The organism is Brenneria tiliae (assembly GCF_023347575.1).
In the GTDB taxonomy this organism is placed as follows: Bacteria; Pseudomonadota; Gammaproteobacteria; order Enterobacterales; family Enterobacteriaceae; genus Brenneria; species Brenneria corticis.
On record NZ_JAKPCB010000096.1, the window covers coordinates 141,066 to 166,940 of the forward strand.

24 protein-coding genes are annotated in these 25,875 nt (G+C 60.4%); 14 read left to right on the forward strand and 10 right to left on the reverse strand.

What is annotated here, in order from left to right; all coding sequences use genetic code 11:
• Nucleotides 1–8: 8 nt before the first annotated feature.
• From glgX to MFP24_RS10650, 3 genes are all read right to left on the reverse strand, one after another.
• Nucleotides 9–1,979: a glycogen debranching protein GlgX gene (gene glgX / locus MFP24_RS10640; RefSeq protein WP_249230522.1), complete on the reverse strand. Its 1,971-nt coding sequence runs from the start codon at nucleotides 1,977–1,979 to the stop codon at nucleotides 9–11.
• Nucleotides 1,980–4,157 carry a 1,4-alpha-glucan branching enzyme gene (gene glgB / locus MFP24_RS10645; protein WP_407061998.1) on the reverse strand — a complete coding sequence of 726 codons (2,178 nt, stop codon included), beginning with the start codon at nucleotides 4,155–4,157 and terminating at the stop codon, nucleotides 1,980–1,982.
• Nucleotides 4,158–4,594: 437 nt separating this feature from the next.
• Nucleotides 4,595–5,503 carry a LysR family transcriptional regulator gene (locus MFP24_RS10650; protein ID WP_136166814.1) on the reverse strand — a complete coding sequence of 303 codons (909 nt, stop codon included), beginning with the start codon at nucleotides 5,501–5,503 and terminating at the stop codon, nucleotides 4,595–4,597.
• A gap of 160 nt (nucleotides 5,504–5,663) precedes the next feature.
• On the opposite strand from MFP24_RS10650, the gene speB reads away from it, so the two are divergent.
• From speB to nadS, 12 genes are all read left to right on the forward strand, one after another.
• Nucleotides 5,664–6,617: an agmatinase gene (speB, locus tag MFP24_RS10655; RefSeq protein WP_249230524.1), complete on the forward strand. Its 954-nt coding sequence runs from the start codon at nucleotides 5,664–5,666 to the stop codon at nucleotides 6,615–6,617.
• Between the two features lie 71 nt (nucleotides 6,618–6,688).
• Complete coding sequence (locus tag MFP24_RS10660; RefSeq protein ID WP_249230525.1) at nucleotides 6,689–7,522, forward strand: transporter substrate-binding domain-containing protein; 834 nt, start codon at nucleotides 6,689–6,691, stop codon at nucleotides 7,520–7,522.
• Between the two features lie 42 nt (nucleotides 7,523–7,564).
• On the forward strand, nucleotides 7,565–9,097 hold the full coding sequence (locus tag MFP24_RS10665; protein ID WP_249230526.1) for an amino acid ABC transporter permease/ATP-binding protein: 1,533 nt from the start codon (nucleotides 7,565–7,567) through the stop codon (nucleotides 9,095–9,097).
• A 141-nt stretch (nucleotides 9,098–9,238) separates the two neighbouring features.
• Complete coding sequence (locus MFP24_RS10670; RefSeq protein ID WP_249230527.1) at nucleotides 9,239–10,081, forward strand: urease accessory protein UreD; 843 nt, start codon at nucleotides 9,239–9,241, stop codon at nucleotides 10,079–10,081.
• Between the two features lie 15 nt (nucleotides 10,082–10,096).
• Nucleotides 10,097–10,399, forward strand: coding sequence for an urease subunit gamma (ureA, locus tag MFP24_RS10675; protein WP_249230528.1), 303 nt, complete (start codon nucleotides 10,097–10,099; stop codon nucleotides 10,397–10,399).
• A 10-nt stretch (nucleotides 10,400–10,409) separates the two neighbouring features.
• Entirely contained in the window at nucleotides 10,410–10,733 is a 324-nt protein-coding gene (locus tag MFP24_RS10680; protein WP_136166808.1) for an urease subunit beta, read from the forward strand.
• Entirely contained in the window at nucleotides 10,726–12,429 is a 1,704-nt protein-coding gene (ureC, locus tag MFP24_RS10685; protein ID WP_249230529.1) for an urease subunit alpha, read from the forward strand. Before MFP24_RS10680 ends, ureC begins: the two co-directional genes overlap by 8 nt.
• 9 nt (nucleotides 12,430–12,438) lie before the next feature.
• Nucleotides 12,439–12,903 (forward strand): urease accessory protein UreE, encoded by a 465-nt coding sequence (gene ureE, locus MFP24_RS10690; RefSeq protein WP_249230530.1) that lies wholly within the window; start codon nucleotides 12,439–12,441, stop codon nucleotides 12,901–12,903.
• Between the two features lie 59 nt (nucleotides 12,904–12,962).
• On the forward strand, nucleotides 12,963–13,643 hold the full coding sequence (locus MFP24_RS10695; RefSeq protein WP_249230531.1) for an urease accessory protein UreF: 681 nt from the start codon (nucleotides 12,963–12,965) through the stop codon (nucleotides 13,641–13,643).
• Between the two features lie 8 nt (nucleotides 13,644–13,651).
• The gene (ureG, locus tag MFP24_RS10700) at nucleotides 13,652–14,284 is read left to right on the forward strand and encodes an urease accessory protein UreG (RefSeq protein WP_249230532.1); all 633 of its coding nucleotides are present in this window, start codon (nucleotides 13,652–13,654) and stop codon (nucleotides 14,282–14,284) included.
• 122 nt (nucleotides 14,285–14,406) lie between these two features.
• Nucleotides 14,407–16,125 (forward strand): sensor histidine kinase, encoded by a 1,719-nt coding sequence (locus tag MFP24_RS10705; RefSeq protein ID WP_249230533.1) that lies wholly within the window; start codon nucleotides 14,407–14,409, stop codon nucleotides 16,123–16,125.
• A 230-nt stretch (nucleotides 16,126–16,355) separates the two neighbouring features.
• On the forward strand, nucleotides 16,356–16,742 hold the full coding sequence (gene nadS, locus MFP24_RS10710) for a NadS family protein (protein WP_318011335.1): 387 nt from the start codon (nucleotides 16,356–16,358) through the stop codon (nucleotides 16,740–16,742).
• A 34-nt stretch (nucleotides 16,743–16,776) separates the two neighbouring features.
• Here nadS and opp1C read toward each other — a convergent pair whose 3' ends face one another.
• The 6 genes from opp1C to asd form a co-directional block, all read right to left on the reverse strand.
• Entirely contained in the window at nucleotides 16,777–17,610 is an 834-nt protein-coding gene (gene opp1C / locus MFP24_RS10715) for a nickel/cobalt ABC transporter permease (RefSeq protein ID WP_249230534.1), read from the reverse strand.
• Nucleotides 17,607–18,545, reverse strand: coding sequence for a nickel/cobalt ABC transporter permease (gene opp1B, locus MFP24_RS10720; RefSeq protein WP_249230535.1), 939 nt, complete (start codon nucleotides 18,543–18,545; stop codon nucleotides 17,607–17,609). The genes opp1C and opp1B overlap by 4 nt, the downstream gene beginning before the upstream one ends.
• A 15-nt stretch (nucleotides 18,546–18,560) precedes the next feature.
• Nucleotides 18,561–20,177: a nickel ABC transporter substrate-binding protein gene (nikA, locus tag MFP24_RS10725; protein ID WP_249230536.1), complete on the reverse strand. Its 1,617-nt coding sequence runs from the start codon at nucleotides 20,175–20,177 to the stop codon at nucleotides 18,561–18,563.
• Nucleotides 20,178–20,192: 15 nt separating this feature from the next.
• Nucleotides 20,193–20,972, reverse strand: a complete 780-nt coding sequence (locus tag MFP24_RS10730; RefSeq protein WP_249230537.1) for a class I SAM-dependent methyltransferase — start codon at nucleotides 20,970–20,972, stop codon at nucleotides 20,193–20,195.
• Between the two features lie 364 nt (nucleotides 20,973–21,336).
• Complete coding sequence (nikR, locus tag MFP24_RS10735) at nucleotides 21,337–21,735, reverse strand: nickel-responsive transcriptional regulator NikR (RefSeq protein WP_249230538.1); 399 nt, start codon at nucleotides 21,733–21,735, stop codon at nucleotides 21,337–21,339.
• 111 nt (nucleotides 21,736–21,846) lie between these two features.
• Complete coding sequence (gene asd / locus MFP24_RS10740; RefSeq protein WP_249230539.1) at nucleotides 21,847–22,950, reverse strand: aspartate-semialdehyde dehydrogenase; 1,104 nt, start codon at nucleotides 22,948–22,950, stop codon at nucleotides 21,847–21,849.
• A gap of 239 nt (nucleotides 22,951–23,189) precedes the next feature.
• Between asd and MFP24_RS10745 the strand changes: the two genes are divergently transcribed.
• Nucleotides 23,190–23,783 (forward strand): YhgN family NAAT transporter, encoded by a 594-nt coding sequence (locus MFP24_RS10745; protein ID WP_249230540.1) that lies wholly within the window; start codon nucleotides 23,190–23,192, stop codon nucleotides 23,781–23,783.
• A 34-nt stretch (nucleotides 23,784–23,817) separates the two neighbouring features.
• Here the strand turns inward: MFP24_RS10745 and MFP24_RS10750 are convergent, their stop codons facing one another.
• A complete protein-coding gene (locus MFP24_RS10750) occupies nucleotides 23,818–25,194 on the reverse strand; it encodes a GntP family permease (RefSeq protein WP_249230541.1) in 1,377 nt (458 codons plus the stop codon).
• A 154-nt stretch (nucleotides 25,195–25,348) separates the two neighbouring features.
• Here MFP24_RS10750 and MFP24_RS10755 point away from each other — a divergent pair, with 154 nt between their 5' ends.
• Nucleotides 25,349–25,867, forward strand: coding sequence for a gluconokinase (locus tag MFP24_RS10755; protein WP_249230542.1), 519 nt, complete (start codon nucleotides 25,349–25,351; stop codon nucleotides 25,865–25,867).
• Nucleotides 25,868–25,875: the final 8 nt, after the last annotated feature.

Here is a 25,875-nt window from a genome sequence, read left to right on the forward strand (position 1 = left end):
CCTTTTCATTATTTTGTAAGGATACAGACCGCCGGTGCATTCCCTTGCCATACCCCATCGTTAATCCGGGACGTGTTGTCATCAAAAGGTGGAGAGACCCGCCACTGCCCCGGCGGCAGGATGAAATCTCCCGTCTGCGCGCCGGCGTTAATCAGCAGCAGCCAGCGTTCGGAAAGCACAATCTGCAGTTGGCGCTCGCCCTGCTCCCATTGCTGCGCGGTCAACGGTTGCCCGCTGATATCCAGCCATTGCACCGCGTTATCCCCCTCCCGCCACCACGCCTCCTGATGCAACGCAGGTATGGCGCGGCGCAGGCGGATTAACCCGGCGGTAAAGCGGATCAGATCTTCGTCCACGTCATCCCAGTGCAGCCAGGTCAGTTCGTTATCCTGACAGTAGGCGTTGTTGTTGCCCTGCTGGCTGTGCCCCTGTTCATCCCCCGCCAGCAGCATGGGGGTGCCCTGCGACAACAGCAGCGTGGTCAGCAGCGCCCGCTGGCTGGCATGGCGGCGGCGCTGCGTATCGGCATCAGCGTCCAGTCCCTCGGTGCCGTGGTTATGACTGAAATTGCCGTCGGTGCCGTCGCGGTTGTTTTCACCGTTCGCTTCATTATGTTTATGGTTAAAACTGACCAGGTCGCGCAGGGTAAAGCCGTCGTGGGCGGTAAGTTTGTTGACCGAGGCGTAGGGCAGGCGATCGTGATGCTGGAAGATATCGCTGGAGGCGGCAAAACGGCGGGCGAACGCGCCGAGCGGAATATCGCCATGCAGCCAGAAGCGGCGCATATCGTCGCGATAGCGATCGCTCCATTCGGCGAACGGCGGCGGAAACCGCCCCAGCTGATAACCGCCGTGGCCCAGATCCCACGGCTCGGCGATCAGCTTGCAGCCCTCAAGCCGGCGGTCGTTTTTCATCGCCGTCAGTAGCGGCGCCGCGGCGTTGAATTCCGGCGTGCGCCCCAGCACCGTCGCCAGATCGAAACGGAAGCCGTCGACGTGGCAGGCTTCGCGCCAAAAACGCAGACAGTCCATCACCCAGTCGGCCACCGCCGGGTGGTTAAGGCGCAGCGCGTTGCCGCAGCCCGTCCAGTTGTGGTATTCGCCCTGCTCGCCCAGCCAGTAATAGCTGCGGTTATCGATGCCGCGCTGCGCAAGGGTCGGTCCTTCCACGTCCAGTTCGGCGCTGTGGTTAAACACCACGTCGAGAATGACTTCGATACCGGCGCTATGCAGCGCTTTCACCGCATCGCGGAATTCGTTAAGCGCGTCCTCGCCGGCGGCCAGGCTGTTATCCGCCGCGAACGGCAGCAGCACGTTATAGCCCCAGTAATTACGCAGCCCCAGGCGCTGTAGCCGCGGTTCGTCGGCGTGCTGCTGGACCGGCAGCAGTTCCAGCGCGGTGACGCCCAGCGTTTGCAGATAGTCGATAACCGCCGGGTGGCCCAGCGCGGCATAGCTGCCGCGGATCTCCTGCGGGATAGCGGGATGCAGCTGGGTCAGCCCGCGCACGTGGGCTTCATAAATAACGGTCCGGCTCCACGGCGTCTGCGGATGGCGGTCGTCCTGCCAGTCATAGTCCTCGGCGACGACGACGCACCTGGGCATCACCGCCGCGCTGTCGCGCTCGTCGCGGGCGTCGACGCCGCCTTGCAGGCTGTCGTCGTCCGCCACCCAGCCGTCCAGCCGACGGGCGCACGGGTCAAGCAACAGCTTATGCGGGTTAAAACGTAAGCCTTGCGACGGTTCGAAAGGCCCGTCCACCCGGAAACCATAGCGCAACCCCGGCTGCGCGCCGGGCAGATAGCCGTGCCAGATATCGCCGCTGCGCGCGGTTAACTCCAGCCGCCGTTCCTGCTGACGCTCATCAAACAGGCAGAGTTCAACCCGTTCGGCGTGCGCCGAAAACAGGGCGAAATTAACGCCTTCGCCGTCAAAACTCGAACCCAGCGGGGTGGGGCTGCCCGCTTGCAATACCGCCATTCATGCCTCCCTCGCCAGATACAGCGTCGCCAATGGAGGAATGGTCAGCACCAGCGACTGCGGCCGCTGGTGGCTGCCGATATCTTCGCTGTGCACCGGTCCGTCATTGCCCAGATTGCCGCCGTGGTAATAATGGGAGTCGGTGTTGACGATCTCCCGCCACCAGCCGGGCTGATTGATGCCGATGCGATAGCCGTAGCGCGGCACCGGGGTAAAATTGCTCACCACCAGAATTTCATTGCCCTGCTCGTCGCGCCGCACAAAGGCGAATACCGAGTTTTCCCGGTCGTCCACCACCAGCCACTCGAAGCCCTGCGGCTGGAAATCCAGCTGATACAGCGGCGGCCGTTGGCGATAACAGTGGTTGAGATCGCGCACCAGCTGCTGCACGCCGCGATGCCAGCCCTCGGGTTCGTCCAGCAGATGCCAGTCCAGGCTGGCGTCGTAATTCCACTCGCGCCCCTGCGCGAACTCGCAGCCCATAAACAGCAGCTTTTTGCCGGGAAACGCCCACATAAAACCGAAGTACGCCCGCAGGTTGGCGAACTTCTGCCAGGCGTCGCCGGGCATGCGGTCAAGCAGCGAACGTTTGCCGTGCACCACTTCGTCGTGAGAAATCGGCAGGACGAAGTTTTCGCTGTAGGCGTACAGCATGCCGAACGTCAGCCAGTCGTGGTGGTATTTGCGGTGAACCGGGTCGAGCTGCATGTAAGACAAGGTGTCGTGCATCCATCCCAGATTCCACTTGTAATGAAACCCCAGACCGTTGCAGTCGGGGGGGAGCGTCACCCCCGGATAATCCGTCGACTCCTCGGCAAGGGTAATGGCGCCCGGCGCGGCGTGGCCCAGCATCTGGTTGGTGTAGCGCAGGAAGGAGATGGCTTCGAGATTCTCTTTTCCGCCGTAGTGGTTCGGCACCCACTCCCCCTGGTTACGGCTGTAGTCGCGATAGATCATCGACGCCACCGCGTCCACCCGCAGCCCGTCGATGCCGTAGTGCTCCATCCAGAACAGGGCGTTGCCCGCCAGATAGTTGCGCACCTCATGGCGGCCATAGTTGTAAATCAGGGTATTCCAGTCCTGATGGTAGCCTTCCTTGGGATCGGCGTATTCATACAGCGCCGTGCCGTCGAACTGCGCCAGACCGTATTCGTCGACGGGGAAATGCCCCGGCACCCAGTCCAGCAGCACGTTGATGCCCGCCTCATGAAAGGCGTCGATAAATTTTCTGAACTCCTGCGGCGTGCCGAAGCGGCGCGTCGGCGCATACAGGCCGAGCGGCTGGTAGCCCCAGCTGCCGTCAAACGGGTGTTCATTGATGGGCATCAGTTCGATATGGGTAAAGCCCATCTCCGTGACGTAGGCGATAAGCTGCTCCGCCAGTTCCTGATAGCTGAGCCAGAAATTGTTATCCGTATGCCGCCGCCAGGAGCCAAGATGAACTTCATAAATGGAAATCGGCTCCTGTAAGCCATTCGCCCGGCGGCGCGCTTCGCTGGTCGGGACCTTATCCGGCAGCGGGGTAATCAGAGAGGCGGTATCCGGCCGCATTTGCGCTTCAAACGCGTAAGGATCGGCTTTCAGGCGCACGTTGCCGTGGCGGTCGATCATCTCATATTTATACAGTTGTCCCTGCGTCACGCCGGGCAGAAACAGCTCCCAAATGCCGTTTTCCTTTCTCAAGCGCATAGGATGGCGGCGACCGTCCCAGAAATTGAACTGACCGACGACGGAAACGCGCTGCGCATTCGGCGCCCAGACCGCAAAACGCGTTCCTTCCACCCCATCCAGCGTCGCCAGATGCGCGCCCAGACGTTCATACGGACGCAGATGCGTGCCTTCCGCCAGCAGCCAGATATCCAGATCCTGCAACAGCGGCCCGAAACGGTAGGGATCTTCAAGCAGATAGGTTTCCTGTTGCCAGGTCACCGCCAGGCGGTAGTGAAACGGTTTTTTTCGGCGCGGCAGCACGGCGGAAAAAAAACCGCGCTCATCGTCGCACCTCAACTGCGCTACCTTACGCCCGTTATCGGCCTCCACCACCCAGACTTCCCGGGCGTCGGGCAATAATGCCCGTACTTCAAGACCTTTGGCGCTTTGGTGCATTCCCAATAGTGAAAATGGATCGGCATAATGCCCGGCAATAAGTGAATTAATCGCATCTGAAAACTCCGGCATGGTATCCATCCTCTGATTAACCATTTGAATTAAACAAATATGTTACGTAAATAGCCCATCATGATGCGGTTATATTTATCCTCAATTAGCATTTAAAAATAAAATTAATAAAAACAATGAATTAAAAAAATAAGACATTAATCACCCGCGAAAAAAATAATTCACAGCGTGAAAAAATGCATATAACAACTTACTACTATTCAGCGTAGCCAAAGAATGAGCAAATATCTGAGACGACACCGAATTTTTCTGTTTATATTTATACAAATAAGGTCTGAAAGAGAGGTTCAGCACATATTGATTAAAATACCATTCGCACCAAGAGGAAAAACGGCGCTATTTCCACTGAAATTTAAATACCGTCTACTAATTAAGATATTAGGAACATTATCGGCCTGAAAACCGCAACGCATCCTCCGCCAAAGATTTTCCCGTCGTCACAGCCGGGTGCGCTGCGCTTTGGAGGCCGAACGCAACAGGTCGCGTATCGCGCGAATCAATACTTCTTTGCTGCGCCCGCGGCGGAAGATCAGCGAAAACGGCGCCTGATAGCCATAGTCGGTGGGCAGCAGCGCGCGCAGTCGCCGCCTCTGCACCCAGGGCAACGCATAGTGCTCAGGCAAATAGCCGATATATTTCCCCGACAGGATCAACAGCAGCTGCGCCTCCATGCTTTCCACGGTAGCGGTGCTTTGCTTGAAACCCCGTTTGCCCAAATCCGACGAGCTCCAGTAACTGCGCGTCACCATACGCATCTGGGCGACATGCGACGCTTCGGGATGCGCCACCCCGAACAGCTCGTGCTGGTCGCTGCAATACAGCCAATGCTGTTCGCGGTACAGCGGATGGGCGATCACGCTGTTGCCCTGTAGCGGAAAATTGCCTACCGCCACATCCAGCTCGTTATCCAGAATGCCCTGCAACAGCGCATGCGGGCTTTTGATTTGCAGATTGATGTGCACCAAAGGAAAGCGGTCGCTGAAGCGGCCGATGGCGTCGGCGATGGAGAGCACCGGATCGGTGACCGTGGCGTCAAGCACGCCAAGGCGCAAAGTCCCGCCCTGTTCTCCCTGTAGCGTGGCGGTATAGCGATCGAAATTTTCCAGATTGTTCATCAGATAGAGCGTCTGCTGCAAAAACGCCTCGCCTTTAAGGGTCAGCGCGAAACCGCCCCGGCCGCGCTGGCAGAGTACGAATCCCAGCTTCTCTTCCAATTCGCTCATGTAGTTGCTGATGGCGGAAATCGTCAGGTTAAGCTCCTGCTGGGCGCGGGCGTAGCCCTGATGTTTCGCCACGATGGTGAAAATATACAGCAAGCGCAGATTGGGCAGTTTTCCAATGGACATCACATTGTTTCCGCAAGGAAGAGGGACGATTAGTTTTCAAATTACTGAACTGATTTTTTGTATTCTGCTATTTTCCCCACCCGTCGTCTACCGCACTATTTTCCCGCTAACAGCCTGGCCGGCGCGTATCCGGCCCTAGTCGACGTGGGAAATAGCGACAATGGAAAAAAAACAGTATCAGCAGCCCCAGGGCGGTAACGAGATGCCGCGTTTCGCCGGACGCGCCACCATGATGCGTCTGCCCTACAGCGACGGCCCCGCAGGGCTGGACGCCGCCTTTATCGGCATTCCGCTGGATATCGGCGCCTCTCAGCGCGCCGGCACCCGCTACGGGCCGCGCCATATCCGCAGTGAATCCGTGATGATCCGTCCCTACAACATGGCGACCGGCGCCGCGCCGTTCGACTCTCTGCAGGTGGGCGATCTGGGCGATGTGCCGATCAACACCTACAGCCTGCTGAAGTCGGTGGACATCATCGAAGATTACTACACCACGCTCAACGACTGGCCGCTGATCCCGCTGACGCTGGGCGGCGACCATACCATCACGCTGCCGATCCTGCGCGCGTTGACGAAGAAGCACGGCCCGATCGGGCTAATCCACGTGGACGCCCATACGGATACCAACGATGAGATGTTCGGCGAAAAGATCGCCCACGGCACCACGTTCCGCCGGGCGGTGGAAGAAGGACTGCTGGACTGCCGGCGCGTGGTGCAAATCGGCCAGCGGGCGCAGGGCTATACCAGCGAAGATTTCCAGTGGGGCGTCGATCGGGGTTTTCGCCTGATCCCGGCCGAGCAGTGCTGGCACCGCAGCCTGACGCCGTTGATGGCGGAAGTGCGCGCCCGGATGGGCGACGGTCCGGTATACCTTTCTTACGATATCGACAGCCTCGATCCGGCCTGGGCGCCCGGCACAGGTACGCCGGAAGTGGGCGGATTGACCTCGGTGCAGGGGCTGGAGATCGTGCGCGGCTGCCAGGGGCTCAATCTGGTGGGCTGCGATCTGGTGGAAGTCTCGCCGCCCTACGATATCAGCGGCATGACCGCCCAGATGGGCGCCAACCTGCTGTATGAAATGCTGTGCGTACTGCCGGGCGTGGCGCAACGATGAGCGCCGCGACGTTTAGGTTACCGGCTCGCCATCAAACATCAACATACGACTCAACTCACGGGAGCACCGCCATGCAATCATTCAATGTTCGGCGCCGACTGCGCGTCGCCGCTCTATTTGCCCTGACGCTGGGCGCAAACGTCCTGTCGTCATCCCATGCCGCCACCGTTCCCCCCACGCTGACGCCGGGCGTGTTCAAGGTCGGCATCGAAGTGGCCTACCCGCCGTTCGAATCCTGGCAGGACGGACAGGTCGTCGGCTTTGACGCCGAGCTCGCCGCCCTGCTCAATAAGCATCTGGGTACCCGGCTGGCGCTGACCGACACGCAGTTTTCCGGACTGATCCTCGGGCTGAACGCCGCCAAACACGACGCGGTGATTTCCGCCCTGTACGTCACCGCCGATCGCACCGCGCAGGCGGACGCCATCCCATACGCCGACACCGGCGCCTACATTCTGACGCGCCGCGACGGCAAGGCCGCGCCGCAGGATGAAAAAGCGCTGTGCGGTCTGACCGTCGGCCTGCAACAGGGCTCCGTCTGGGTGAAGCAGCTGCGGCAACTCTCCGCCGACGAGTGTCTGCCCAACGGTAAACGGCCCATCGCCGTCAAGGAATACCCCACCGCGCCGGAAACCCTGCAGGCGCTGCTGGCGGGCCATATTCAGGCGCAGGTCGAGATGGCGGGCGCGGCGCGCATGTTCGCCGAGCGCAGCCGCGGCAGGGCGATAATCAGTTCGCCGCAGATCATTTATCCGCAGACGCTGGGCATCTACGTGAAAAAAGGTAATCAGGCGCTGCTGAGCGATCTGAAAACCGCGCTGCAAACGATCCGCGATAACGGCGAATACGCCGCCCTGCTGGAAAAATACCGGCCTTACGGCATTACCGACACCGCCGCGCGTTAACGCGCGGCATCAATTTTATCCGCTCAGGGAGTTTTGGCCGCCATGATTTTCGACTGGACCTACTTTTTCTCGCTGTTTTCCATGCGGGCGTTCTGGCAAGCCAGCGTCACCGTGGTGGAGCTGAGCATCCTGTCCTGGCTTATCGGCCTGATATTGGGCTTTATCGTCGCCAGCGCCCGCCAGTCCGGCCCCCTCTGGCTGCGCGGCGCGAGTCAGGTCTATATCTGGCTGTTCCGCAGCGTGCCGCTGCTGGTGCTGGTGGTATTCGTCTACAACCTGCCGCAAATGCTGCCGGCCACCGGCGCCGTGCTTGGCAACGCCTTTTTCGCCGGGCTGGTCGCCACCGTGCTGGTGGAAACCGCCTACATGTCCGAAATTCACCGCGGCGGTCTGCTCTCCGTGGCGAAAGGACAGCACGAGGCCGGGCACGCGCTCGGCATCCGCTTCCTCGGCGTGCAGCGGCTGGTGGTGATCCCGCAGGCGCTGCGCATTTCGCTCCCGGCGCTGGTTAATGAATTCGTCACCATCGTCAAACAGACGTCGCTGGTGTCGGTCATCTCCCTGCCGGAACTGCTGATGACCGGCCAGCGCCTGTACGCGGAAAATTTTCTGGTGATGGAGACGCTGGCCGCGGTGGCGGTGTACTACATTCTGATCGTATCCCTGTTTACCCTGCTGTTTCAGTGGCTGGAGCGGCGGGTTAACGTTCAGGCGCGCACGCCGGGCACGCTGGTGGAAAGCGCGCTGGCCGCGCTGCGGCGGCAGGCTATCGCCCCGGTGTTCCGCCAGCCGTCGGCGCGCCCCGGCGAGCCTAACGCGCTGCTGCTGAAAAATATCCATAAGGCTTACGGCCGGCATCAGGTACTTAAAGGCATCAACCTGACGGTGGCGCCCGGCGAAGCGATCAGCATCATCGGCCCGTCGGGGTCGGGTAAAACCTCCCTGATCCGCACCGTCAACGGGCTGGAAAACCTCGATCGCGGCGAAATCATCCTGTTCGGCGAGGAATTTATCGTCGCCGGCGGCCCGCGGGAGAACGAGGGCCTGCGGCGCGGCATCCGACGCATCGGCATGGTATTTCAGAGCTTCAACCTGTTTCCCCACTACACCATTTTGCAAAACGTGATGCTGGCGCCGCGCTACCACGGCCGGCCCGACGACGCCGCCACGCGGCGCGCGCAGGCGCTCTACCTGCTGGATAAGGTCGGGCTGCTGGCCCATGCGGAAAAATATCCGCACCAGCTATCCGGCGGCCAGCAGCAGCGCGTGGCCATCGCCCGCGCTCTGGCGCTGTCGCCGGACATCATGCTGTTCGACGAACCGACGTCGGCGCTCGACCCGGAACTGGTGGGCGACGTGCTGAAAGCGATCGGCGGACTGGCTCAGGAGGGCATGACCATGCTGATCGTCACGCATGAGATGGACTTCGCGCTGGCGATTTCCGACCGGGTGGTGCTGATGGAACACGGCGGCATTCAGGCGGACGCGTCGCCGGCGGCGATCCGCGCGGGCGGGGCGGACCCGGCGCTACAGCGCATCCGGCAGTTTATGGGCGTTCATGACGCCGCGCGCTGACCTTTGCCGGCATGACCGGCTCGCCTCAGCCATACGAAAAAAATATTACTGCTCGTTTCCCCCGCCGTGCCAAATAGATAGCGGTGTTTGAAGAAGCGGATGCGTCGACATAACGCGTTCACGATATTTAGGCGTAATTACATGGTCAGCAGCGACAACGGCAATACCATCACCGCGGATAAGACGTCGGCGGGCTGGCGCGCGTCCCTTTACCTCGGACTGCGCCGCCAGTCGGGGCGCACGGTGGTCGCCGAACGCCGCCATACCGGGCCGTTGCTGATCCAGCGGCCGTTTTATCCCGAGGGCGAAACCTGCCACGTCTACCTGCTGCATCCTCCGGGCGGCGTGGTGGGCGGCGACCGGCTCGGCGTCGAAATCCGTCTGGCGCCGGAAGCGCGGGCGCTGATCACCACGCCGGGCGCGACCAAATTTTATCGCAGCGCGGGCGAAACCGCGCGTCTGCAGCAAAGGTTTCGTCTGGCGTCCGGCAGCTGCCTGGAATGGCTGCCGCAGGACACGATTGTCTTTCCCGGGGCCAGAGCGCAGGTGGACACCTGCTTTCACCTTGAGAACGACGCCCGGCTGATCGCCTGGGAAACCTTCTGTCTCGGCCGCCCCGTAATGCGGGAAATCTTTGCCAGCGGCGAACTGAAAACGCGGCTGCGCGTGCTGCGCGACGGCGCGCTGACGCTGCATGAAACGCTGCGCATTCTCGACGGCGATCTCGACTGTCTCGCCGGCCACGCGCTGGTCGGCACCATGCTAATGACGCCCGCCGGGCCGGAAACGCTGGAAAAGGCGCGCGCGCTGCTGGCGTCCAGCGCCCTGCCCGCCGGGGCCACGCTGCTGGACGGATTGCTGGTCGTCAGAATGCTGGCCGGCGACAACCGGCAGATGCAATCCCTCCAGCAGGCGCTCTGGTTCGGCCTGCGCGACGCCATCGTCGGGTTGCCGCCGCTGCCGCCGAGAATATGGTCTACGTGAATTAAGGAAACGATTTTGGAACTCACCCCCAGAGAAAAAGACAAGCTGCTGCTGTTTACCGCCGGTCTGGTGGCCGAACGCCGCCTGGCGCGCGGTCTGCGCCTCAACTATCCCGAAGCGGTGGCGCTGATCGGCGCGGCCGTTATGGAGGGCGCGCGGGATGGCAAAAGCGTGGCTGAACTGATGGAGTTCGGGCGGCACATCCTCACGCGCGATCAGGTGATGGACGGCATCGCCGAACTGATTACCGACGTGCAGGTGGAGGCCACCTTTCCGGACGGCACCAAGCTCGTCACCGTACACAATCCGATTGAGTGAGGGCCTGAGCATGATCCCAGGTGAAATACAGGTCGCCGACGGCCGCATCGCGCTGAATGCGGGACGCGAGCGCGTCAGCGTGGTCGTGGAAAATCACGGCGACCGGCCGATCCAGGTCGGTTCGCACTACCATTTTTATGAGGTCAATCCCGCGCTTGCGTTCGATCGCGCCATGACGCGCGGCTACCGGCTGGATATCGCGGCCGGCACCGCCGTGCGTTTTGAACCGGGCCAGGCGCGGGAGGTGACGCTGGTGGCGCTGGCCGGCCGGCGTCAGGTCTTCGGCCTGCGCGGCGAGGTGATGGGCAAACTGGATGGACAACGCGATGACTAGCATTTCCCGGCAGGCATACGCCGATATGTTCGGCCCCACCGTGGGCGATCGGGTGCGGCTCGCCGATACCGCGCTGTGGGTGGAAGTGGAACGGGATCTCACCGTCTACGGCGAAGAGGTCAAGTTCGGCGGCGGCAAGGTGATCCGCGACGGCATGGGGCAAGGCCGGATGCTGGCGGACGAGGCGATGGATCTGGTGCTGACCAACGCGCTGATTATCGACCACTGGGGCATTGTAAAGGCGGATATCGGCATCAAAGAGGGCCGCATTCGGGCCATCGGCAAGGCGGGCAACCCGGATATTCAGCCGGACGTGGATATTCCCATCGGGGCGGCGACTGAAATCATTGCGGCGGAAGGCAAGATCGTCACCGCCGGCGGCATCGATTCGCACATTCATTTCATCTGCCCGCAGCAGGCGGAGGAAGCGCTGACCTCCGGCGTGACCACCATGATCGGCGGCGGCACCGGCCCGGCGACCGGCACCAACGCCACCACCTGCACCCCCGGCCCGTGGTATATCGCGCGCATGCTGCAGGCGGCCGACGCGCTGCCGGTAAACATCGGCCTGCTGGGCAAGGGCAACACGTCAAGCCCGGACGCGCTGCGCGAACAGGTGGCGGCGGGCGTTATCGGACTGAAACTGCACGAAGACTGGGGGTCGACGCCCGCGGCGATCGACTGTTGTCTGAGCGTGGCGGAAGAGATGGACGTGCAGGTCGCCATTCACACCGATACGCTGAACGAAGCCGGTTTCGTTGAGGATACGCTGCGCGCCATCGGCGACCGCGCGATCCACACCTTTCATACCGAAGGTGCCGGCGGCGGCCATGCGCCGGACATCATCACCGCCTGCGCCCGGCCGAACGTGCTGCCTTCGTCCACCAACCCCACGCTGCCGTACACCGTCAACACCGTGGACGAGCATCTCGATATGCTGATGGTCTGCCACCATCTCGACCCCAATATTCCGGAGGACGTCGCGTTCGCCGAATCGCGCATTCGCCGGGAAACCATCGCCGCCGAAGACATCCTGCACGATATCGGCGCGTTCTCCATGACGTCGTCGGATTCCCAGGCCATGGGCCGGGTGGGCGAAGTGGTGCTGCGCACCTGGCAGGTGGCGCACAAGATGAAAATACAGCGCGGCGCGCTGCCGGAAGACAGCGAACGCAACGACAATTTTCGCGTCAAGCGCTATATCGCCAAGTACACCATTAACCCGGCCATCACCCACGGCATCGCGCATGAGGTCGGCTCGGTCGAAGCGGGCAAGCTGGCGGATCTGGTGCTGTGGTCGCCGGCGTTCTTCGGCGTGAAGCCGGCGCTGATCGTCAAGGGCGGAATGATCGCCAGCGCGCCGATGGGGGATATCAACGCCTCTATCCCCACGCCGCAGCCGGTGCACTATCGCCCGATGTTCGGCGCGCTGGGCGCGGCGCGCCATCAGACGCGCATAACGTTTCTTTCCCAGGCGGCGGTCGAAGGCGGCGTCGCCGGCGCATTAGGGCTGCAAAGCCCGATCGGCGTGGCGCGCCAGTGCCGTACGGTGCGCAAAAGCGACATGGTGCACAACGACGCGCTGCCGGATATTCAGGTCGATTCGCAAACTTATGAAGTCAGCGCCGACGGCGAACGGCTGACCTGCGAGCCGGCGACCGAACTGCCGCTGGCGCAGCGCTATTTTCTGTTTTAAGGAAGGTTGATGAAGCTACTCACACAACGCCTGAACCAGGCTGAGACGGCGACCGCCACCGCCACGCTGGATCTGGCGACCCGGCTGAAAAGCCGCGCCAGAATTACCCTGGACGACGGCCGGGAAGCGGGACTGATGCTGGATCGCGGTCAGTTGATTCGCGGCGGCGACCTGCTCGGCGACGATGCGGGGCAGGAAATTGTGCGCGTGATCGCCGCCGAAGAGCAGGTATCGCAGGCGGAATGCGCCGATCCGCTGCTGCTCGCCAGGGCCTGTTATCACCTCGGCAACCGCCACGTTCCGTTGCAGATAGCAAAGGGACTGGTGCGCTATCATCACGACCACGTGCTGGACGACATGGTGCGTCAACTGGGGCTTGAGGTGCGCGTGGTCATGGCGCCCTTCGAGCCGGAAAGCGGGGCCTATCAGGCCGCGCCGCATGCGCACGGTCACCATCATCATGCGCATCATTAACGGCCGGCACGCATGAAAGGCATAAAGAAAAGCGCGTTATTCGCGGCATGGAAGGTCTGATGCTTTCCGCCTCGCGGCTGCCGCGCCTGCTGCAACTGGCCAGCGCCACCCTGCCGGTCGGCGGGTTCACCTATTCGCAAGGACTGGAGTGGGCGGTGGAAGCGGGCTGGGTGCGTGACGAAGAGAGCTTTCGCCGCTGGCAGCGCCAGCAAATGACCCACACGCTGGCGCGCTTCGACTGGCCGCTTTTGCAGCGCCTGTACCATGCCTGCGAACGGCACGACGCGTCCGCGCTGCGCCAGTGGCGCGACCTGCTGCTGGCCGGACGCGAAACCAGCGAACTGCGGGCGGAAGAGCGCCAGCGCGGCCAGGCATTTATGCGCATTCTCGCCGGTTGGGGATTCGCCGAAGAACTCGACGCCGACTGGCGCGATACGCTGGCGAGCAGCCAGCTGTGCGGCATGGCCTGGCTGGGGCCGCGCTGGTCGCTCCCGCTGCCGGAACTGGCGCTGGCCTACGGCTACGGCTGGCTGGAAGGTGCGGTCATGGCCGGCGTGAAGCTGGTGCCGTTCGGCCAGCAGGCCGCGCAGAACCTGCTGCTGGAGCTGGGCGAACAGCTGACGGCGCTGCTGCCGGGCGCGCTGGCGCTGCAAGACGACGATATGGGCGCGGGGCTGCCGCTGGCGGCGATCGCCTCCGCCCTCCATGAAACACAGTACACCAGACTTTTTCGTTCCTGAGAGGCACTATGTCGAATTACAAACAACCGCTGCGCGTCGGCGTCGGCGGCCCGGTGGGGTCGGGGAAAACCGCGCTGCTGGAAGCCTTATGCAAAGCCATGCGCGACGCCTGGCAGCTCGCGGTGGTGACCAACGATATCTACACCAAAGAAGACCAGCGCATTCTGACCGAAGCCGGCGCGTTGGCGCCGGAACGCATCATCGGCGTGGAAACCGGCGGCTGCCCGCATACCGCCATCCGTGAGGACGCCTCCATGAATCTGGCGGCCGTCGAGGATCTGGCGCGCCGCTTCGGCAATCTGGACATTGTGTTCGTGGAAAGCGGCGGCGATAACCTGAGCGCCACCTTCAGCCCGGAGCTGGCCGATCTGACCATTTACGTCATCGACGTGGCCGAAGGCGAGAAAATACCGCGCAAGGGCGGGCCGGGCATCACCCGCTCGGATTTTCTGGTGATCAATAAAACCGATCTGGCGCCCTACGTCGGCGCGTCGCTGGAGGTGATGGAGCGCGACACCAACCGCATGCGCCCGCAGCGCCCCTGGACGTTCACCAATCTGAAGACCGGCGACGGGCTGCAGGCCGTCATCCGTTTTCTGGAAACGGAAGGGATGCTGACGGTAAAAAACAGCCAATCATAAAGAACGTTTAGCGACGGGAACCGATTGGCGGCGTCGGTTTATTTCTCACGGAGCGCGATCGGTATTCCTCTTTTGGATAACGCGCTACAATACTGCGCTTGGGCAGCAAGGCGTATTTTCTCATGATCAGCCAAGTCGACTTAATCCTCTCTTTACTGCAGCAGATGTGCGTTTATCTGGTTATCGCTTACCTGTTAAGTAAAACGCCGTTATTTATTCCGCTGATGCAGGTCACCATCCGCCTGCCCCATAAGCTGGTGTGCTATCTGGTTTTCTCCATGTTCTGCATCATGGGCACCTATTTCGGCCTGCATATCGATGATTCCATTGCCAATACCCGCGCCACCGGCGCGGTGCTGGGCGGCATGCTGGGCGGGCCGTCGGTCGGTTTTCTCGTGGGGTTGACCGGCGGACTCCACCGCTACTCCATGGGAGGGATGACGGCGCTGGCCTGTATGCTCTCCACCATTGCGGAAGGCCTGATGGGCGGGCTGCTGCACCGCTATCTGACGCAGCGCAACCGCATCGACCTGCTGTTTCAACCCTCGGTGGTGGCCTTGACCACGCTGGCGGCGGAAATCCTGCAAATGGCCATAATTCTGCTGGTCGCGCGTCCTTTTGCCGATGCCGTGGAGCTGGTGCAGGACATCGCCCTGCCGATGATGATCACCAACACCGTTGGCGCGGCGATGTTTATGCGCATTCTGCTCGACCGGCGCGCCATTTTCGAAAAGTACACGTCGGCCTTTTCCGCCAAGGCGCTGCAAATCGCCGCCCGCGCCGAGGGGGCGCTGCGCCAGGGGTTCAACCAGCAAAACAGTATGCGCGTGGCCCGCATCCTGTATGAGGAGCTGGGCGTCGGGGCCGTCGCCATTACCGACCGGGAAAGATTGCTGGCGTTTATCGGCCTGGGGGACGATCACCATACCGTAGACTCGCCGATCACCTCGCGCCACACCCATCGGGCGATCGAGAAGAATCAGGTGGTCTACGCCGACGGCAATGAAATGCCTTACACCTGTTCCATTTCACCGAGCTGCAAACTGGGATCGACGCTGGTGATCCCGCTACGAGGCGAAGAACAGCGCGTAATCGGCACCATTAAGCTGTATGAGCCCAAAAACAAGCTGTTTTCCAGCATCAACCGTACGCTGGGGGAAGGGATCGCCCATCTGCTCTCCGCGCAGATTCTGGCCGGGCGCTTCGAACGGCAAAAGCAGCTGCTGGTACAGTCGGAAATCAAGCTATTACACGCGCAGGTGAACCCTCACTTCCTGTTTAACGCGCTGAATACGCTGTCGGCGGTAATACGCCGCGATCCCGCCCACGCCCGCCAGCTGGTGCTGTCGCTATCGACCTTTTTCCGTAAAAACCTCAAGCGCAGCAACGATGAGGTCTCGCTCAACGACGAACTGGAACACGTGAATTCCTATCTGGAGATTGAGAAAGCGCGCTTCGCCGATCATCTGACGGTGGATATCTCGCTGCCGGATGAGCTGCTGGAAGCGCGGCTGCCCGCCTTTTCCCTGCAACCGATTGTCGAAAACGCCATCAAGCACGGTATTTCACAGATGATCGACGTCGGTCATATTCGCATCAGCGGACGTCTGCATGCCAATACGCTGGAGCTGACGGTGGAAGATAACGCCGGCATGTATCAACCGCCCCACGGCGGAGACGGGCTGGGGATGAATCTGGTGGACCGGCGCATCAAGGCCCGCTACGGCAACCGCTTCGGCGTCACCGTGGTCTGTGAGGCCGACAGATTTACCCGGGTGGAAGTGCGCGTACCGTTTATTTCACCGCGCAAGGAATTGGCGGATATCGGCGATGCGGCCTGAGAACCGGCCGCTATCCCTGCTTCCCCTTCGTCTCACGCTAGCGGTCTATATACATTGATACTCCCACCCCGTAAGAGTAAATTTTACACATAAACAGGGTAAGGACGCCGCAATGAGATATGTTGAGTTCATTGAAACTGACTTTTTCAGCAAACAACGTGAAAGACTTCTTAGTGAAGATGAGTATACGGAGTTTCAAAAATTGTTAGTTACCGACCCGGAGTTGGGGAGTGTCATTGTTGGAACTGGCGGATGCAGAAAGACACGTTGACCGGGGCAGAGAAAAACGTGCTCAAGTCAGCAATAGAGCGTTTGAAAAAGGGGGCTTTATGAGTGATTTCTTCAATGACTTAATGACGTCTGTCAACGAAGCTGTCGCAATCAGCGAGGGCAAAACAACCGCAGCACGTATCACTCGCTATGAAATGCCTGACGTGAAAGCAATTCGAACATTATCAGGGTTGAAACAAGATGATTTTGCTTTAGCGCTAGGCGTCTCGCCTTCCCTTGTTCAGGCATGGGAGCAACATCGACGCCAACCGACAGGCACAGCGCTAAAAGTCCTGAACATTCTAAAAAACAAGCCTGATTTCATCAAAGTACTAAAAGCAATGTAAACATAACCGCAGAGAGCCGAACGACGACTCAACCTCAATCCGGTCCCTGCTTATCCAGCACGTCGCGCAAAAAGTCCCCCAGATAGTTAAACGCGGCGACCACCAGCATGATCGCCAGTCCCGCCGGCAGCATCTGTTCCGGGTGCGTCAGCATCAGGTTTTTCGCTTCGCCCAGCATCGCGCCCCACTCCGGCGCGGGCGGCTGAACCCCCAGCCCGATAAAGGAGAGCGCCGAGAGCAGCAGGATCACCGCGCCGCTGTCGGTGGTGGCCAGTACCGCTATTTCGGCGGCCGTCACCGGCAGCAGATGCCGCCGCATAATATAGCGTGCCGGCCCGCCGATAATTCTGGCGAAATGGACGTAGTGCCGATCGCTGTATTGCAGCACGATGCCGCGGATCATCCGCGCATACCAGGCCCATTTCACCAGCAGCACCGCCAGGATAATATTCTGCAGCCCCGGCCCCATCATCCCCACCAGGGCAAAAATCATCACCTCGCCGGGAAAAGAGAGCATCACATCGCACAAGCGCATCAATAGCGCATCAACGCGTCCGCGAAAATAGCCCGCCAGCATGCCAATCAGCAGACCGAGCGCCAGCGTCGCCGCCATCGCCGACAGCGAGACCAGCACCGTGGTGCGGATGCCGTACAGCAGGCGGGAGAAAACGCAGCGGCCCAGATGGTCGGCACCCAGCGGGTAACGCAGGCTGATGCCGTGGTATTTGTCGCGCCAGGAAACCAGCAGCGGATCGTGCGGCGCAATCCAGGGGGCCAGCAACCCCGCCGCCAGGATCAGCGCCAGCAGACACAGGCAGGCCAGCGCCAGCCGATCCTGCCGCAGCCGCAGCCAGAGACGGCGGTTCATCCGGCGATACCGCGCCGCAAGCGGGGATCCAGCCACATTTGCACTAAATCAATCAGGAAGTTCGCCGCCACAAACAGCAGCGCCATCAGCAAGACATAGGCCTGAATAACCGGATAGTCGCGGTTAAAAATCGCCGTCACGCACAGCCGGCCCAGACCGGGCCAGGAAAAAATGTTTTCGATGATCAGCGTACCGGCGATAAGCCTGGGAATGCTCATGCCAAGCGCCATCAGCGGCGAATAGAGCGCGTTAATCAACACATGCCGCCACAGGATGCGGCGCGGCGTCAACCCGCGAACGTGGGCGTACCCCACGTAGGGCTGGTTAAGCTGCCCCAGCATATTGGTGCGCAGCAGCCGGACATAGGTGCCGATATAGCCCAGCGCCAGCGTCAGCGCCGGCAGTATCACCGCGCCGGGCGCCTGAACGCCGCCGGCGGGCAGCCAATCCAGCTTGACCGCCAGCAGCCAGATAAGCAGCAGGCCAATCCAGTAGTTCGGCATGGCGGTAAGCAAAAACAGCAGCGCCCGCAATAGCCTATCCGGCCAGCGATCCCGGGTTGCCACGCACAGCATGGCCAACGACAGCGAAAAGAGCAGAATCATGCCCAGCGCGCCGGCGGCCAGCCATAGCGTCACCGGCAGCGCCCGCATCAGCTCTTGCCATACGCCGGTGCGGGTGACGAACGAGGTGCCGAAATCCAGATGCAGGCTGCGTTGCAGCCAGGAAAGGTACTGTCGCCACAACGGTAGATCCAGCCCCAGCTCCCGGCGCATCGCGGCGACGGCGTCATCCGTGGGCACAATCATATTCACCCGCAGCGCGACTTCGGCGGGATCGGACGGGGAAAGTTGAATCAGTGCGAACGCCATCCCTGATATCGCCAGCAACAGCGGCACCATCATCAACAGGCGCCGTAAAATATAACGCGTCATCAGCTCACCGGTTACCTAGCGCCAATACATCTTTTCAAAAGCGATCTCATACTGGGAAGGATTAAAGGTCACCCCTTGCAACCCGGGGCTAAATACCGCCTTGGCGCGGGAATAGGTCAACGGGATATAAACCCCCTCCTGCGCCAGCCGCAGCAGTATCCGGCGGTACAGCGCCCGGCGCTGCGCCTCGTCCGGCTCAATCAATACCCGGCCGATCAGCGCATCCAGCCCGGCCTTGTCCGGCAGCCCCTTTTGCCCCTGATAGTCGGCATGCGCCGGAATACGAAACGAGGAGAGATAAGATTGCGGATCGTAAGGTTTTCCCCAGGACAGGGAATATTGCAGATCAAAATCTCCGGACTTCTGCCTGTCCAGATACGCCTGTTTCTCCTCGCCCAGCAGCGAGACATCCACCCCGACCTGACGGAAATTGCTTTGCACCACTTCGGCGATCTGCTGTTCGCCCGCGTTGTTGGTGCTATAAGAGAACACCAGACGCAGCGGCTTGCCTTGCTTCTCGCGGATCGCTCCGCCCGCGGGTAAGCGCCAGCCCGCCTCGTCCAGCAGCGCGGCGGCTTTTGCCGCGTCGTAGCGGTAGACCGGCAGATCGGCGATATCGGCATAGGGCACGCTACGGGCCAGCAGCGTATCCGCCACGCTTTCGCTGCCCGACATAACGCCTTGCGCAATCGCCTGCTTATCCACCGCGTACTGCAGCGCCAGACGCACCTGACGGTCGCCGGTTATCGCCCGGCTGCTGTTCAGTACCAGCGCCCGCGAGGCCGCCGGCTCGCTGATGGCGGTATGAAATTTGCCCGCCGCCTGCAACGCCATAAAGGTATCGCCGTCAATCATGTCGCCATCCGCGCCGAAGATCAGCTGAACGTCGCCTTTTTCCAACGCCAGCAGCATACTTTGCCGGTCGGGGATCACCTTCCACGTCACGCTTTGCAGTTTGGGGGGCGTTCCCCAGTAGCGGGGATTGGCCTTAAAGACCGCATACTGGCTTTTTACCTGCTCCGCCAGCAGCCAGGGGCCGGTTCCGGCATAGGAGCGGACGCCGTTCTTGGTCTGGCCGTCGATAAAACTGCGCGGGGAGATAAAGCGAAACGGTCGGGTCAGACCCAGTTCCACCAGCGTGGGGTAGTAGGGATTTTTCAGATGCAGAACCAGGGTGTCGTCATCCGCCGCGTCGATTTTATCGATCTGCCGTACCAGCTCAAGCCAGGCGTGGCGCTGATAATTCGCCAATACGGCTTCAAAATTCTGTTTCGCCGCCCGCGCATTGAACGGCTCGCCGTCGCTGAACCTCACCCCCTGGCGCAGGTGGAAGGTGTACCGCTTGCCGTCCGGCGATATTTCCCAGCTTTGCGCCAGCCACGGCCGCACGCCCTGTTCGCGGTTAACGACCAGCGGCTCGAACACCATATTCTGCGCCGCCATCTCGCCGCCGTAGAGATGCGGGTTGATATCGCGGATATCTTTGGTGCTGGCGTAGCTTAAGGAAACCGAACCCGGTGACGCGCTTGCCGCGGCGGATGCCCCTGACGCCGCCAGCGCGAGCAGCGCCAGGCACCCGCCCCGGACGCAGGCGGAAAACATCTGCGATAGCGCTGTTTTGATACTCGGCATCGCCGCTCCCGATAACTATTTTTCCGCGCAGACCAGAAACAGCGGCGTCGAGGCGTAATTCACCTTTTCCGTCTCATCCCACAGTTCATCGCCGACGCGCGTATCCAGCATGATCTTGCGATAACCGCATTGCAGCAGCGCCTGCGTATCCCACTGCGGGCGGCGTTCCCGGCTAAGGGGCAGCTGGCGGGCGATATTTTCCATGGCGACGGTATCGGTATTGACGTAGTGATCGTCCAGTCCCAGGTAGCGCGCGTTGGCCCGGTCCGCCAGATAGCCGAGGCGGCTTTGCTCATCGAACAGCTGCAGATACCAGTTGGCGTCAAAGTTAACCAGCCGCCCTCCCGGCGCCAGCACCCGGCGCCACTCTTGATAAGCATATTGCGGAGCGTCCAGATTCCAGGTCACATTGCGCGCGACGATCAGGTCGAAGCTGTCGTCGGCAAACGGCAGCGCATGCACGTCCGATAGCACGAAGTTCACCGCAACGCCGTAGTGCGCCGCGTTGGCGCGCGCCTGATCCAGCATCGCCCTGGTGATATCGACCGCCGTCACCCGGTGCCCGGCCAGCGCCAGCGTCACGGCGAAGAAGCCCGGTCCGGTGCCGATATCCAGCACCTTTAAGCGCGGTTTGTCCGGGGCATATTCAGTGATTTTTTTCAGCCAGGCGGCGCGCTTGGCGTTGGCCAGTTCGGCGGCGTTCAACTGGGCGTAGCCGGCGGCGCGGGACGTCCAATAGCACTGCACATCATCCAATAGCTCGCGGCTTTCATTTTCGACAAGGAGTTGGCTCACGCGGGGTTGTCCTGTTAAACACTGAGACCGGTGTCTACACCGGCATCGAACGGAATATATTCAACTTATAACAGATAGGAGGGGCTGATTTAACCGCGAGGTGTGAACTTTATAAAAAAAATCATACTTTTTTGATCTGGCTTAACTTCAGCCTGTGAGCCGCCGGTAAAAGCGGATCCCCGCCTACGGCCGCGGGGATGACCGGTGGTAGTGCTTGGGGATGACCGGTGGTAGTGCTTGGGGATGACGGTGGTAGTGCTTGGGGATGACGGTGGTAGTGCTTGGGGATGACCGATGGTAGTGCTTGGGGATGACCGGTGGCGGTATTCGCAGAAACGGCGCGCCTGTGCGGGCATTGAAAAGGTTACAACGGAATAAGATTCAATCTGCCGTGACGCACGCCGGTTTGCGCCATTACCGATTCCGCGAAATGTTCCACCTGTGAGGAAGTACCGCGCAGGATCACCGTTTCCACACACTCTTCATGGCTCAGATGCGTGTGCATGGTGGAGACCGTTAAATCATGATGGTCGTGCTGCATTTCGGCCAGCCGGCTGGAAAGCTGGCGCTCGTGGTGATCGTAGACGTAGCTCAGCACCGCCACGCACTCTCCGTTTTCATCCGTCGCCAGCGTCATTTCCCCCAGCTCGCGACGCAACATATCGCGGAACGCTTCGGAACGATTGACATAACCTTTGCGCCGCATCAGTTCATCAAAGTCTCGCGCCAGTTGATCATCCATTGATATCGTCAGTCTTTGCATCGTCGTCCTCAAGGGAAAAACAGGTCGGTCAAATCGGCAGGAAAAAATTATCGGCGCAATAAAAACAATGCTGGCGCAATCCGTCAAGGGAATTGCGCCAGCGCGCAGCGGTTAGAGCAGGATGCGCAGCATACGGCGCAGCGGTTCAGCGGCTCCCCACAGCAGCTGGTCGCCGACGGTAAAGGCGGACAGATACTCCGGCCCCATATTCAGTTTGCGCAGGCGCCCGACCGGGGTGGACAGCGTACCGGTCACCGCCGCCGGGGTCAGTTCGCGCATCGTGATCTCGCGATCGTTCGGCACCACTTTCACCCAGTCGTTATGGGTGGCCAGCAGCTGTTCGATTTCCGGCAGCGCCACGTCTTTTTTCAGCTTGATGGTAAACGCCTGACTGTGGCAGCGCAGCGCGCCCACGCGCACGCACAGGCCGTCCACCGGGATCGTCCGGCTGCCGCCGAGGATCTTGTTGGTTTCCGCCTGGCCTTTCCACTCTTCACGGCTCTGGCCGTTATCCAGCTGTTTGTCGATCCACGGGATCAGGCTGCCCGCCAGCGGCACCCCGAAGTTGTCGGTCGGCAGCGTGCCGCTGCGGGTCAGCGCCGTCACTTTACGTTCGATATCCAGAATGGCTGAAGCCGGATCCTGAAGCTCTTTCGCCACGTCTCCATGCAGCATGCCCATCTGCACCAGCAGTTCGCGCATGTGGCGCGCGCCGCCGCCGGAAGCCGCCTGATAGGTGGCGACGGACACCCAGTCCACCAGATCGTTGGCGAACAGGCCGCCGAGCGACATCAGCATCAGGCTGACGGTACAGTTGCCGCCGACAAAGGTTTTAACGCCTTTATCCAGCCCCTGTCCGATCACCGCGTGGTTGACCGGGTCAAGGATGATAATCGCCTCGTCCTTCATGCGCAGGGAAGAGGCGGCGTCAATCCAATAGCCCTGCCAGCCGCTTTCACGCAGCTTTGGATAGACTTCATTGGTATAATCGCCGCCCTGGCAGGTGATGATGATGTCCAGCGCGCGCAGCGCGTCCAGATTGTAGGCGTCCTGCAATACGCCTTGCCGCCCCCCCAACGCCGGCGCTGGCTCTCCGTGCTGGGAAGTGGAAAAGAACACCGGGCGGATAGCGTCGAAGTCGCGTTCTTCCACCATGCGCTGCATGAGAACCGAACCGACCATACCGCGCCAGCCAATAAAACCAACATTTTTCATGGTAACTGTCCTGCCTTGGGGGTAACAAAAAGAATTACGGCTGCTGTCTTAGTGTAGTAAACACATTAGTTATGATAGTAAACACATTAAGAGTAACGACTTTCCACCATACAAAATGTACGCAAAGTCGCAAGTGAATTTATTCGATAGTACGACGTTTTTCAGCAGTCATTCTAATATGGCCGCCGTGGCGCAGGATGATGTACGCCCGCATTCGATTTCAGGAGCAAAAAACCACCATGAAAGAAATGATCTCCGCAACCGTGCTGTTGCTGCTAATTATGGATCCCCTCGGCAATCTGCCTATCTTTATGTCGGTGCTAAAACATCTGGATCCCAAACGGCGACGCGTGGTGCTGATCCGCGAGATGCTTATCGCCCTGGGGCTGATGCTGACCTTTCTGTTTGCCGGGGAGCGGATCCTGGTTTTTCTTAATCTGCGCACCGAAACGGTATCGATTTCCGGCGGCATCATCCTTTTCCTGATCGCCATCCGCATGATCTTTCCCTCCAGGGAGGGCAGCAGCACCGGCCTGCCCGCCGGGGAAGAGCCGTTTCTGGTGCCGCTGGCGATCCCGCTGGTGGCCGGCCCGTCGATTCTGGCGGCGCTGATGCTGCTTTCCCACCAATATCCCCATCAGTTGCCGCACCTGACGCTGGCGTTATTTATCGCCTGGGCAATCTCTTTTATCATTCTGTTGATGTCGAACCTGTTTTTACGGCTGCTGGGGGAGAAAGGCGTCAGCGCGCTGGAGAAACTGATGGGGTTGATTCTGGTGATGCTGTCGACGCAGATGTTTCTGGACGGCGTACGGGCGTATATGAAGCTGTAAATCGACGGGGCGCCGCGGCCCCGTCTGATTACCATCAGAGGAAAACGCTGCCCGCCGCGGCCAGCAGGAAGGCGATGGTGCCGATCAGCGTTTCCATTACCGTCCAGGTTTTCAGCGTGGTTTTCTCATCCATTTCCAGGAAACGCCCGACCAGCCAGAAGCCGGAGTCGTTCACGTGCGACAGCACCGTCGCGCCGCCGGCGATGGCGATAACGATAAAGCACAGATCGAACTGACTCAGCCCGGTGGTCGCCGCCACCGCCGGCGCCATCAGCGCCGCCGTGGTGGTCAACGCCACGGTGGCCGACCCCTGGGCGATACGCAACGCGGCGGAGACCACGAACGCGGCGACAATCACCGGCATACCGGTATCGGACAGCATATCGGCCAGCGCCGTACCGATCCCGCTGGCGCGCAGTACGCCGCCGAACATACCGCCGGCCCCGGTAACCAGAATAATGGAACATACCGGCCCGAGCGCGCCTTCACACACCTTATTAAGATGATTGCGGCTGCGCTGTCCGCTGAACATGATCAGAGAAAATAGCACGGTGATCAGCAGAGCCACCGGGGTTTTCCCCAACATCCGCAGGACCTGCACCACGGTATTGTCGCCGTTTATCACCCCCATGACCGTCAGCGTGTTCAGCCCGGTATCCAGAAAGATCAATACCAGCGGCAGCAACAGTACGCTCAATACCACTGAAAACGAGGGCGGCGTATGTTGTTCATCGGCCTTGACCTCTTCCAGAAAGGTGGAAGGCAGTGGTACATGGAACTTCTTGCCTGCCCACAGACCGAACAGATAGCTGCCCAGATACCAAGTCGGAAAGGCGATAATCAGACCGACGATCACCAGCAGACCGATATTGGCGCCAAGCAGTTCGCTGGCGGCAACCGGCCCCGGATGAGGCGGCAGTAACGCGTGCATCACCGCAAATGCCCCGGCGGCGGGCAGCGCGTACTTCAGGGTTGAGCCGCCAAAACGTTTCGCCACGCTGAAGATGATCGGCAGCATAACGACCAGGCCGGCATCGAAAAAGATGGGGAAACCGAACAACAATGAGGCGATACCCAACGCAAACGGCGCCCGATGCTCACCGAATTTATTGATCAGCGTATCGGCCAATACGTTGGCGCCGCCGGTAACCTCCAGCAAGCGTCCGATCATCGCCCCCAAACCGACCAGCAAGGCGACCGACGCCAGCGTACCGCCGAAACCGCTCAGTAGCGTAGGGACGATATTTTCATAAGGCGTTTTTGTTACCAGCGCGGTCACCAGGCTGACTAATACCAGCGCCAGGAACGCATGGATTTTAAAACGCATAACCAGTACGAGTAACAAGGCCACGGCGCCTACCGCAATCAGCAACAGCACGCCGGCACTATAAGCAGATGTTATTTCTGTCATATTTATTATCCTTTCAATCACCCAGTGGAATGACTGATTGTTTGTGAGATATGTCACATCGCCATTTGATACCGGTAACATGATACGGGTAACATGTTAAGATCGGGAACTGATATGTTTCATTTAATTTACATTTTGGGATGGAGATCAAATTATGCCGGGCCAAAGCATTATTCTTATGGGCGTTTCAGGTAGCGGGAAATCGTCGGTGGGCGCCGCATTGGCCCGGGCTATTCAGGCCAAATTCATTGACGGCGACGATCTGCATCCGCGCGCCAATATTCAGAAAATGGCCGGCGGTACGCCGCTGAATGACGAAGACCGCGCCCCCTGGCTGGAACGTCTGAACGACGCCGCCTACAGCCTGTTTCACAAAAACGAAACCGGCATCATCGTCTGTTCGGCATTAAAGAAACGCTACCGCGACCGCCTGCGCCGCGACAATGAAGGGATGATTTTTCTCTATCTGAAAGGCAGTTTCGATATCATTCTGGCGCGGCATAGGGCCCGCGCCGGACACTTTATGCCGACGGAGCTGCTCAAAAGCCAGTTTGACGCGCTGGAAGAACCGGGCGGCGACGAGCCGGATGTGCTGACGATAGACATCGACGGCAGCATGGAAGAGGTGGTTAACCGCTGCGTTGAGGCGCTGCGCAGCCATCAGCGGGCGTGATATCGGCC

Excerpts from the sequence above, each read along its gene's own strand:
- glgX (WP_249230522.1), bottom strand. The coding sequence starts at position 1,979 with ATGGCGGTATTGCAAGCGGGCAGCCCCACCCCGCTGGGTTCGAGTTTT.
- glgB (WP_407061998.1), bottom strand. The coding sequence starts at position 4,157 with ATGCCGGAGTTTTCAGATGCGATTAATTCACTTATTGCCGGGCATTAT.
- MFP24_RS10650 (WP_136166814.1), bottom strand. The coding sequence starts at position 5,503 with ATGTCCATTGGAAAACTGCCCAATCTGCGCTTGCTGTATATTTTCACC.
- speB (WP_249230524.1), top strand. The coding sequence starts at position 5,664 with ATGGAAAAAAAACAGTATCAGCAGCCCCAGGGCGGTAACGAGATGCCG.
- MFP24_RS10660 (WP_249230525.1), top strand. The coding sequence starts at position 6,689 with ATGCAATCATTCAATGTTCGGCGCCGACTGCGCGTCGCCGCTCTATTT.
- MFP24_RS10665 (WP_249230526.1), top strand. The coding sequence starts at position 7,565 with ATGATTTTCGACTGGACCTACTTTTTCTCGCTGTTTTCCATGCGGGCG.
- MFP24_RS10670 (WP_249230527.1), top strand. The coding sequence starts at position 9,239 with ATGGTCAGCAGCGACAACGGCAATACCATCACCGCGGATAAGACGTCG.
- MFP24_RS10680 (WP_136166808.1), top strand. The coding sequence starts at position 10,410 with ATGATCCCAGGTGAAATACAGGTCGCCGACGGCCGCATCGCGCTGAAT.
- ureC (WP_249230529.1), top strand. The coding sequence starts at position 10,726 with ATGACTAGCATTTCCCGGCAGGCATACGCCGATATGTTCGGCCCCACC.
- ureE (WP_249230530.1), top strand. The coding sequence starts at position 12,439 with ATGAAGCTACTCACACAACGCCTGAACCAGGCTGAGACGGCGACCGCC.
- MFP24_RS10695 (WP_249230531.1), top strand. The coding sequence starts at position 12,963 with ATGCTTTCCGCCTCGCGGCTGCCGCGCCTGCTGCAACTGGCCAGCGCC.
- ureG (WP_249230532.1), top strand. The coding sequence starts at position 13,652 with ATGTCGAATTACAAACAACCGCTGCGCGTCGGCGTCGGCGGCCCGGTG.
- MFP24_RS10705 (WP_249230533.1), top strand. The coding sequence starts at position 14,407 with ATGATCAGCCAAGTCGACTTAATCCTCTCTTTACTGCAGCAGATGTGC.
- opp1C (WP_249230534.1), bottom strand. The coding sequence starts at position 17,610 with ATGAACCGCCGTCTCTGGCTGCGGCTGCGGCAGGATCGGCTGGCGCTG.
- opp1B (WP_249230535.1), bottom strand. The coding sequence starts at position 18,545 with ATGACGCGTTATATTTTACGGCGCCTGTTGATGATGGTGCCGCTGTTG.
- nikA (WP_249230536.1), bottom strand. The coding sequence starts at position 20,177 with ATGCCGAGTATCAAAACAGCGCTATCGCAGATGTTTTCCGCCTGCGTC.
- nikR (WP_249230538.1), bottom strand. The coding sequence starts at position 21,735 with ATGCAAAGACTGACGATATCAATGGATGATCAACTGGCGCGAGACTTT.
- asd (WP_249230539.1), bottom strand. The coding sequence starts at position 22,950 with ATGAAAAATGTTGGTTTTATTGGCTGGCGCGGTATGGTCGGTTCGGTT.
- MFP24_RS10745 (WP_249230540.1), top strand. The coding sequence starts at position 23,190 with ATGAAAGAAATGATCTCCGCAACCGTGCTGTTGCTGCTAATTATGGAT.
- MFP24_RS10750 (WP_249230541.1), bottom strand. The coding sequence starts at position 25,194 with ATGACAGAAATAACATCTGCTTATAGTGCCGGCGTGCTGTTGCTGATT.
- MFP24_RS10755 (WP_249230542.1), top strand. The coding sequence starts at position 25,349 with ATGCCGGGCCAAAGCATTATTCTTATGGGCGTTTCAGGTAGCGGGAAA.